1 protein-coding gene is annotated in these 218 nt (G+C 52.3%); it reads left to right on the plus strand.

All coding sequences use genetic code 11. The annotated features are described in order from the left end of the window. A partial coding sequence (locus L977_RS08215; RefSeq protein WP_047625562.1) for a BCCT family transporter occupies nucleotides 1–218 on the plus strand: 218 nt, incomplete at both ends.

The raw sequence follows: 218 nt of genomic DNA on the forward strand, positions 1-218 counted from the left end.
CGTCACGGTCTGCCTTTAACGCTGCGTTCCGCACTCTATCCCATTATTGGCGATCGCATATACGGGCCTATAGGCCATGCGGTAGATATTTTCGCCGTTATCGGCACGGTCTTTGGCGTTGCGACATCGCTGGGGTACGGTGTTTTGCAGGTGAATGCTGGTTTGAATCATCTTTTCGGGGTGCCCATCAATGAAACGGTGCAGGTCATTCTGATCGT

This window comes from Enterobacter sp. ZOR0014, from assembly GCF_000798855.1.
GTDB lineage: Bacteria > Pseudomonadota > Gammaproteobacteria > Enterobacterales > Enterobacteriaceae > Enterobacter > Enterobacter kobei.